We start from the raw sequence: 8,486 nt of genomic DNA, 5'->3' as shown, positions 1-8,486 counted from the left end.
AGCGCTCAGGGCGCATCCAGCGTGCAGCCATATTCCGGATCAAAACGCGCGGTGCGGCTGGAGAGCAGCGGCACCGATGCGGTGATGCTGCGCGCCGCGCTGTCCTCGGTGATCTGCACGATTTCGGTGCCCGGCTCACGGTCGGTTTCGCAGCTGGCCATGTCCCGCCCGCCGACATAACGGCACGAACACACGACATGGGCGATATAGCCAGTCGCCAGCTGGGCCTGCTTGCCGGTCGTGGAATAGCGCAGGCCCAGCCAGCCGCCCGCGGCCACACACAGCAGCAGCACCGGCACCCAGATCAGCCAGCGCCGCCGGCTGGGGGGAGCCGGTGCAGCAGAACTGTGCGTATCACTTGCCAGCATGGGGGCAGGGCCTCTAGCGTAGGAAAGATGACACGGTGCAGCATCATGATCGCGCTTTCAAGCCTGTTGCTGGCTGGCCAATTGGCTGCACAGGCCCCTGACCGCGCCCCCGCGCGCCCGCCCGCTGCAATCCCGGCGGTGTTGCCGGCATCGGCGCTACCGGCGGCTGACGCGCTGTTCACCGATCCAACGCTGGGCGAAACCCGCGCGCTGATCGTGATACAGGATGGCAAGCGCATTTACGAACGTTATGGCACCGGCATCGGGCCGGGCACGCGCCTCATCAGCTGGTCGATGGCCAAATCGATCACCGCAACGCTGATCGGTGAGTTGGTGGCCGATGGCCGGCTGGAGCTGGACACGCCGGCTCCGGTGCCGGAATGGCGCGCGGTACCGGGCGATCCGCGCGCCCGGATCACCCTGCGCCAGTTGCTGCATATGGCATCGGGCGTGAAGCATATCGAAGCCGGGCCGCAGCCGGAAATCGCCGATACCAACCGCGCGCTGTTCGCCGATACGTCGGCCGATATCTACAAGGCCGCCGTTGCCGAGCCGGCTGAAGTGCCGTCGGGAACGCGGTTTGCGTACAACACGCTGACAACCCATATATTGGCGCGAATCGTGGCAGACGCTGTCGCGCCTAACGCGAAATCGCCGGCCGATCGCCGCCGCGCCGTGCGTGATTTCATCAACCAGCGGCTGGCAGCGCCGGCGGGCATGGCCAGCCTGCTGTGCGAATTTGATCCGGCAGGCAATCTTTATGGTGGCTCGCTCTGCCATGCCACCGCGCGCGATTGGGCGGCATTTGGGCAAATGTATCTGGACAAGGGCGTGGTGGCGGGTAGCCAAGTGGTCCGCCCGGATTGGGTGCGCTTTGTGACGACGCCGTCGCCCACCAACGCCGGCTATGGCGGGCAATTCTGGCTGAATCGCAAGCCAGTGAGCGGCAAGGACGATGCGCTGTTCTGGCGCAAGGGCCCGGCCGATGCCTTTGCGGCGCTCGGTCATCTCGGCCAATATGTGATTGTGGTGCCATCGCGGCGGCTGGTGGTGGTGCGGCTGGGCAAGACCCAGGATGATGATCTGCAGGCCGTGCGCGATGCGCTGGCCGCGCTGGTCAATCAATTTCCGGTTGCTGCGAAATGACCGCCGCGCCGAACGATTATCGCTGCATCGATGTCAAACTGGATGAACGCACCATATTGTGGCGCAACGCCGATATCGAACAGGAACGCAGGGTCGCCATTTTCGATCTGCTGGAAGGCAATGTCTTCCAGCCGGTTGCCGCTGCCGCGGCTGGCCATCACGGCCCTTACAAATTGCTGCTCGGCGTGGAAGATGGCCGGCTGGATGTGACCGTCAATGATGCGCACGATCAGCAAGTCGATCTGTTTCAGGTGGCGCTCAGCCCGTTTCGGCGCACCATCCGCGAATATTTCGCCATCTGTGACAGCTATTATCAGGCGATTCGCCAATCCAGCCCCACGCAGATTGAAACCATCGACATGGCGCGGCGCGGCATCCACAATGATGCAGCCGAAATGCTGAAGGAGCGGCTGGAAAGCCGCGCCATCGTCGATTTCGACACCGCGCGCCGGCTGTTCACGTTGATCTGCGTGCTCCACATAAAAGGCCATTGATGTCTGTTCTTTCCGACCGCTGGATACGTGAAACCGCATTGTCGCAAGCCATGATCGAGCCGTTTGTGGAGCGGCAGACCCGGGATGGCTGCATTTCCTATGGCCTGTCCAGCTATGGCTATGATGCGCGCGTGGCCGATGATTTCAAGATCTTCACCAATGTCGATAGCGCCATTGTTGACCCGAAGAATTTCAATCCGAGCAGCTTTGTCGATCGCAAGACCGATGTGTGCGTGATCCCGCCCAACAGCTTTGCCTTGGCGCGCACCGTGGAATATTTCCGGATTCCGCGCGACGTGCTGGTGATCTGCCTGGGCAAATCCACCTATGCCCGCTGCGGCATCATCGTGAATGTCACCCCGCTCGAACCCGGCTGGGAAGGCCATGTCACGCTGGAATTTTCCAACACCACGCCGCTGCCGGCGCGCATTTACGCCAATGAAGGCGCCTGCCAGTTCCTGTTCCTGAAGGGCAATGAACCCTGCGAGGTCAGCTATGCCGACCGCGCCGGCAAATATATGGGCCAGCGCGGCGTAACGTTGCCGAAGTTGTAACGCCGACAGGGCTGGCGCGCTCGCCGATTGCCCGCTAGCGCAACATTGTGACAACGCCCGCCCCCTCCGAAGCCCGCATCGGTTTTTTTGCCGGTATGGGCGCTTATCTGATCTGGGGCGTGCTGCCCTTTTATCTGCGGCTGCTCAAGGGCGTGCCGGCGGCTGATGTGCTGGCGCACCGGATCATCTGGTCGGTGGTGGTGGTCGTTGGCTTGATCGCCTGGCTCAAGGGCTGGGACAAGGTCGCCGCCGCGCTGCGCCAGCCGCGCTTGCTGCTGCTCCTGTTGGCATCGGCGCTGTGCATCACGGTCAATTGGCTGGCCTATACCTGGGCAGTGCTCGCCGGCCATGTCATCGATACCTCGCTGGGTTATTTCATCAATCCGCTGGTTTCGGTGCTGTTTGGCGTGGTGCTGCTCGGTGAACGCTTGCAACGCCTGCAATGGGCGGCCGTTGCGCTGGCGGCGCTGGGCGTGGCGGTGCTCGCCATCGAACGCGGTGCGCTGCCGCTGGTCAGCCTGTCGCTGGCCTTGTCCTTTGGCCTTTATGGCCTGATCCGCAAGCAGGCGGCGGTGGATGCCGCCACTGGCCTGTTCATCGAAACGCTGATGCTGGCCCCGGTGGCACTGCTGTGGATCGCGGGTACGCCGCAGGGTTTTTCCGGCTGGCCAACACCCACCTTGGTCACGCTGGCGCTGGGCGGCGTGGCAACGGCGGTGCCCCTGATGCTGTTTGGCATTGCGGCGCGGCGGCTGCCGCTGTCCACACTGGGCCTGATGCAATATGTGGCGCCCACCATGGTGCTGCTCGAGGCCGTGCTGATCTTTGGCGAAGTGCTCGATCCGGCGCGGCTGGCGGCGTTCTGCTGCATCTGGGCCGGGCTGGCGGTGTACACTTGGTCATTACGGCCAGTGGCGAAAGCCGCGGCGACGCGCTAAAGCGTCACACATGGATCAGATCATCATTCGCGGCGGCCGCCGCCTTTCCGGCCGCATCCAGATTTCCGGGGCCAAGAACGCCGCGCTCACGCTGATGCCGTGCGCGCTGCTCACCGATGAACCGCTCACGCTGCGCAACCTGCCGCGGCTGGCCGATATCGACAGCTTTGGCCATCTGCTCAACAATCACGGCCTGTCCACCACCATCGAAGGCACCAGCCCCGATGAATTCGGCCGGGTGATGACCATCCGTGCCAACCGCATCACCTCCACGGTGGCGCCCTATGACATCGTCCGCAAGATGCGCGCCTCCATCCTGGTGCTGGGGCCGCTGCTGGCCCGCGCCGGCGAAGCCACCGTGTCGCTGCCCGGCGGCTGCGCCATCGGCAATCGACCGATCGATCTGCACCTGAAGGCGCTGGAGCATCTCGGCGCCAAGATCGAGCTTGCCGCCGGCTATGTGAAGGCCACCGCGCCGGCGGGCGGCCTGCCCGGCGGGCGTTATGTGTTCCCGATCGTGTCGGTGGGGGCCACCGAAAATGCCGTGATGGCCGCCGTGCTGTGCAAGGGCGTGTCGATCCTGGAAAATGTCGCGCGGGAGCCGGAGATTGTCGATCTGTGCAACTGCCTGGTGGCGATGGGCGCCAAGATCGCCGGCATCGGCACCGAAAAGCTGGTGATCACCGGCGTCAAGGAATTGCACGGCGCCACCTATGCCGTGATGCCGGACCGGATCGAGGCCGGCAGCTATGCCTGCGCCGCGGCCATCACCGGCGGCGATATCGAACTGGTCGGCGCATCGGCCAATGATCTTGGCGTCACCATCGATGCCCTGCACGAAGCCGGCGTGGAAACCGCCGAAACGCCAGACGGCATCAGGGTGACCTGCGACGGCGAGATGAAGGGCATCAATGTCTCCACCGCGCCCTACCCCGGCTTTGCCACCGATATGCAGGCGCAATTCATGTCGATGCTGTGTGTCGCCAATGGCGCATCGCTGCTGACCGAAACCATCTTTGAAAACCGCTTCATGCACGTGCCGGAACTGGCGCGCATGGGCGCCGATATCACCGTGCGCGGCCGCAGCGCCGTGGTGCGCGGCGTGCCGCAGTTAACCGGCGCGCCCGTGATGGCCACCGATCTGCGCGCCTCCATGAGCCTGGTGCTCGCCGGCCTCGCCGCCAGCGGCGAAACCACGGTGGCGCGCGTCTATCACCTCGATCGCGGCTACGAACGGCTCGAAGAAAAATTGCAGGGCGTCGGCGCCGATATCGAACGGATCGGGGATGGCTGAGCCAGGCTCTGGGCCGCTGGCGCTGCTCGGCCAGGAACCCGGCGATATCACGGCGTTTTCGGCGCTGCTGCAGGATGCAACGCTGCGGCTCGCCGATGTCGGCTTTGATCGCAAGGCGCGGCGGCTGGCGCTGCTGGTCAATCGCTATCGCCGCGAACACCCAGGTCAGCCCCCCAGCCGCACCCGCTGCGCCCTGCGTGTCGAAACCGTCAGCGCCGTGCAGCGCGCCGGCTGGCCGGATGATCCGGGCGCCGTCACCGTCATCCTGTCGCTGGCGCAAGACGGCGACTGGCTGGTCATCACCTGCGCCGGCGGCACCGCCCTGCGCGCCCGCATCGAAGTGGCCGATCTGGTGCTGGAAGACATCGGTGAGCCATGGGCAACAACGCGGGTGCCGCAGCACGACTGAAGGCAAGCAGGAAGGCCTCCGGCGGGCAGGGGTGACCCCTGCACCCGATTGTTTTCGGGCAGCTTATGGTCGTTTGCCGTCCTGCCGTTCTTTCGGACCGAGGCTTGCCAAGCCCAGTCGCAATTAACCGATCTGCCGGTTCCCGGCTTCCTCAAGCTGCGCCCTTTGGGCCAGCATTTGCCGCAACCGCCTCTCGACCTCGGACATGCGGAACGGCTTGCTCAAAATCGTCGCATCGGCAAATTCGGGCGGCAGGATACTGGCAACATCATATCCGGTGCCAAAGGCAAAGGGGATGCCGCGCGCCGCCAGCACGGCTGCAATGCCCCACGACATTTCGCCATCGAGATTGACATCGAGCAGCGCGATGTCGAAATCCTCGCTGCGCGCCATTTGCAAGCCTTGCTCAAGGCGGGTTGCCGGGCCGATCATGTCCCAACCCAGATCTTCGCACAGGCCCTCGAGCGTCATGATGACGAAGATCGAATCCTCGACGACCAGAATTCGCGGCCGTATCGGCAGCAGGGCAGGCGTTTCAATCGGTTCAGCCGGCTTCAACACGAGAAGTGCTGGCCGGAAACTCGCCTCGACAACGGAAAAGGGTGGCAGGCCGATGTCGCAGATAACGCCGGTCGGCTCATAGCGGACAATCGCTTCGCCGCCGGTTTCAAGCGCCAGCGCCCGCTCGATCAAGCTCGATCCAAAACCGCGCCGGCTCGGCGCCGTCACCAACGGCCCGCCGCGTTCCGTCCAGACCAACGCAACGCCGCCATCGGCGCGCAGTCGCCAGTCGACGCCGATTTCGCCGTTCGGCACCGAAAACGCCCCGAACTTCGCCGCATTGGTCGCCAGTTCATGGATGACCAGCGACAGCGCCAGCGCCGATTTCGGCGTCAATATGATCTCAGTGCCGGTGAACACGACGCCCACGCCGAGCTCGGCGTAGGGGTCGAGTTCCTCGTGCAAAAGGCCTTCGATCGACACGCCTTCCCACCGGCTTTGGGTCAACAGGCTGTGCGCCTTGGCCATCGAATGGATGCGGCCATCAAGCCCTTCGACAAAACCCGTCAACGTCTCCGCGCTGCGGCTGGCATGGTTCACCAGCGTCTGAATACTGGCAAGCGTGTTCTTCACGCGGTGGTCAAGCTCGGCCATCAACAGCTTGTCGCGTTCATGGGCGCGTTCGCGCGCTGCGGCCGCCGCCTTGATCCGGCGCAGCACGACTTCCAGCAATGAAACGCGCAAATCAAAGGCCGCATCGGTTTCGGGCGATGTCCATGGCATCGCCCGCCCGCGTACGGTCTGCCGCCACGCTGCAAAGGATTTCCTGGGGTTGAGCGTCAATCCGTCGGCGCCGATCGAAGCGTTCTTTTCCGGGTTGCCGCCCCAGAACGTCGTTTCCACCAGTTCCGGACGAAACCACAGGATGAAGTCCGACGGTTCACGCGATACCGAAATCACCAGCAGGCCCGAGGCGACAGCGGCAAATGCCTGCGCCGGTTCCCAAGTCTCCCCCAAACGATCGGTCGCCAATATGCCGTCAAATTCGGCCATGTAGGTCGTCAACCATATGGTCAGCGCGACGATCTGTTCGAGCGTTGGCGTTTTGCCCAGAAAAGTTATCTCGCCATCGACGCACACGGCTACGCCGCCGCTGCGTGTCCCATCCGGGCCAATCGTTCCCGCCTGGATATAATCCAGCAGGTCGGGCGTTTGCTGGGTAAGCCCCAGCGCGTAATTTTCGACGCCGGACAGGTTGAGCATCAGTTGCTGCAACACCTTGCGGCTTTCCAGCCGGGCGTTGAACAATTCGGTGCGTTCCGACGCTTCGATTTGCAGCGAGAACATCGCCCCGAACAATTCGCACGCCGCGCGCAAATGGCGTGGCAGCATGCGCGGGCTGTTGTGGTGGCAGGCGATCAGCCCCCATAACCGGCCTTCGACGATGATCGAGATCGACATGGAAGCGTCGATTCCCATGTTGCGCAGATACTGGCGGTGGATCGGCGAGACGTCGCGCAGCACGGCCTGGCTCATGTCGAGCGCCTTGCCGGTTTTCGGGTTGAGCCGCGGTTGCAGCGGCGCCGCGTCATAATCAACCTGGGTGATCAGCCGCAGCCAGTTCTGCAGGTACAGCGCCCGCGCCTGCTGCGGAATGTCGGTTGCGGGATAATGCAGATCGAGGAAGGCCGGCATATCGGCATTGCGCGCTTCGGCAATCACCCAGCCCGACGCATCGGCCATGAAGCGATAGACCATGACTCGATCATAGGCCGCGATGCGGCGCACCCTTTCGGCGGCCTTCTGGCACAAATCGGCAATGGACGGCGAAGCAGCGAAACCTTCCACCATTTCCTGCACGGCGGAAAGCGGGTCGCTGGCATAGGGGTCGCTGCTTTCGGCAGCCTCGAACTCAATGACCAACAAGTCGCCGACGCGGTGAACACTGGCATCAATCGGCCGATCGGCGTCAACACGCAACAGGGGATCGAGCAGGTGCCTTGGCTTGGTGATGTTGCTGTCGGCGCACAATTGCCGCAGCCGCGCCGCCGGCGCCGGGGTGAAGATCGCGTCGATGCTGGTGCCAAGCAGGTCTTGCTGGGCTCGGCCGAGCAACCCCGGTGTGTCACCGGCAACTTGCAAAACCGCCATGGTCACGCAATCGATGACCAGCATCGCGCCGTGCGGCAGGATCGCGCCGGGCATGTGGATTGGCTCGCGGTCGCAATCCGTCAGGTTGGCGGGCGCCCGCGCCAGGTCGATCTCATGCATTTCCTGCGGCCTCCCAACCGTCCATCCAGGTTTCGAAGCAGCAAAAGGTTGCGATGGCAGCGTCGATCACCACCGTTCTGTCATCGATTGCCACCCTGTCGAGCTGATCCATAAAGGCGCGCCAGGTGCGGCCGGTATCGGCGCCATCGCTGGCGAAAAAGCGTCGGCCCGCACCTTTTTGATCGCCCAGAAGGTCTTTCAAATGCCGTGCCAACCCGCGGCCGCCGAGCGCCGATCCTTCAACGACATACATCGCGCCGAGGACCGCCTGCGGACTGTCGAGCTTGGGCAGGGCGGCGCACAGGGCGGCGGTAACGAGGGGTGTATCCAGCGCCGCCAGATCGCTTGCCAGCCATCCGCTGCGCACCGGCGCCAGCCCGGCGGCATTTTCGAACGGCAAGTAAAATCCATATAATCGCAGCAGCAACTGCCGGTAGTCGCCAATATCAATCCGCTCTGCAGCAACAGCCGCCAGACCGGCGTGCAGGTGCAGCCGGGCATGGACATCGGC

Annotated in this window: 9 protein-coding genes; 6 read left to right on the top strand and 3 right to left on the bottom strand. The window is 63.8% G+C overall.

Annotation, left to right across the window (positions count from 1 at the left end):
• Positions 1-5 precede the first annotated feature (5 nt).
• Positions 6-368: a hypothetical protein gene (locus tag ABWP50_RS12705; protein ID WP_353218353.1), complete on the bottom strand. Its 363-nt coding sequence runs from the start codon at positions 366-368 to the stop codon at positions 6-8.
• 45 nt (positions 369-413) lie between these two features.
• On the opposite strand from ABWP50_RS12705, the gene ABWP50_RS12695 reads away from it, so the two are divergent.
• From ABWP50_RS12695 to ABWP50_RS12670, 6 genes are read left to right on the top strand one after another with little or no spacing between them, the layout of a single operon-like run.
• The gene (locus ABWP50_RS12695) at positions 414-1,514 is read left to right on the top strand and encodes a serine hydrolase domain-containing protein (protein WP_502951064.1); all 1,101 of its coding nucleotides are present in this window, start codon (positions 414-416) and stop codon (positions 1,512-1,514) included.
• Positions 1,511-2,008, top strand: coding sequence for a UPF0262 family protein (locus ABWP50_RS12690; RefSeq protein ID WP_353218352.1), 498 nt, complete (start codon positions 1,511-1,513; stop codon positions 2,006-2,008). Before ABWP50_RS12695 ends, ABWP50_RS12690 begins: the two co-directional genes overlap by 4 nt.
• Positions 2,008-2,562 carry a dCTP deaminase gene (gene dcd, locus ABWP50_RS12685; protein WP_353218351.1) on the top strand — a complete coding sequence of 185 codons (555 nt, stop codon included), beginning with the start codon at positions 2,008-2,010 and terminating at the stop codon, positions 2,560-2,562. The genes ABWP50_RS12690 and dcd overlap by 1 nt, the downstream gene beginning before the upstream one ends.
• A 47-nt stretch (positions 2,563-2,609) precedes the next feature.
• Complete coding sequence (rarD, locus tag ABWP50_RS12680; RefSeq protein ID WP_353218350.1) at positions 2,610-3,500, top strand: EamA family transporter RarD; 891 nt, start codon at positions 2,610-2,612, stop codon at positions 3,498-3,500.
• A 10-nt stretch (positions 3,501-3,510) separates the two neighbouring features.
• Complete coding sequence (gene murA, locus ABWP50_RS12675) at positions 3,511-4,794, top strand: UDP-N-acetylglucosamine 1-carboxyvinyltransferase (RefSeq protein WP_353218349.1); 1,284 nt, start codon at positions 3,511-3,513, stop codon at positions 4,792-4,794.
• On the top strand, positions 4,787-5,203 hold the full coding sequence (locus ABWP50_RS12670) for a DUF2948 family protein (protein WP_353218348.1): 417 nt from the start codon (positions 4,787-4,789) through the stop codon (positions 5,201-5,203). Before murA ends, ABWP50_RS12670 begins: the two co-directional genes overlap by 8 nt.
• Before the next feature lie 123 nt (positions 5,204-5,326).
• On the opposite strand, the gene ABWP50_RS12665 is transcribed toward ABWP50_RS12670, so the two are convergent.
• Positions 5,327-7,975: an HWE histidine kinase domain-containing protein gene (locus ABWP50_RS12665; protein ID WP_353218347.1), complete on the bottom strand. Its 2,649-nt coding sequence runs from the start codon at positions 7,973-7,975 to the stop codon at positions 5,327-5,329.
• A partial coding sequence (locus ABWP50_RS12660) for a biliverdin-producing heme oxygenase (RefSeq protein WP_353218346.1) occupies positions 7,968-8,486 on the bottom strand: 519 nt, incomplete at its 5' end. The genes ABWP50_RS12660 and ABWP50_RS12665, both read right to left, overlap by 8 nt.

The organism is Sandarakinorhabdus sp. (assembly GCF_040398645.1).
Lineage (GTDB): Bacteria > Pseudomonadota > Alphaproteobacteria > Sphingomonadales > Sphingomonadaceae > Sandarakinorhabdus.
The sequence above is the reverse complement of the archived record's forward strand: the minus strand, read 5'-3'. Positions and strand labels throughout refer to the sequence as shown.

Bases quoted from the DNA above. Each gene is read 5' to 3' on its own strand.
- ABWP50_RS12705 (WP_353218353.1), bottom strand. From the start codon at position 368: ATGCTGGCAAGTGATACGCACAGTTCTGCTGCACCGGCTCCCCCCAGC.
- ABWP50_RS12695 (WP_502951064.1), top strand. From the start codon at position 414: ATGATCGCGCTTTCAAGCCTGTTGCTGGCTGGCCAATTGGCTGCACAG.
- ABWP50_RS12690 (WP_353218352.1), top strand. From the start codon at position 1,511: ATGACCGCCGCGCCGAACGATTATCGCTGCATCGATGTCAAACTGGAT.
- dcd (WP_353218351.1), top strand. From the start codon at position 2,008: ATGTCTGTTCTTTCCGACCGCTGGATACGTGAAACCGCATTGTCGCAA.
- murA (WP_353218349.1), top strand. From the start codon at position 3,511: ATGGATCAGATCATCATTCGCGGCGGCCGCCGCCTTTCCGGCCGCATC.
- ABWP50_RS12670 (WP_353218348.1), top strand. From the start codon at position 4,787: ATGGCTGAGCCAGGCTCTGGGCCGCTGGCGCTGCTCGGCCAGGAACCC.
- ABWP50_RS12665 (WP_353218347.1), bottom strand. From the start codon at position 7,975: ATGCATGAGATCGACCTGGCGCGGGCGCCCGCCAACCTGACGGATTGC.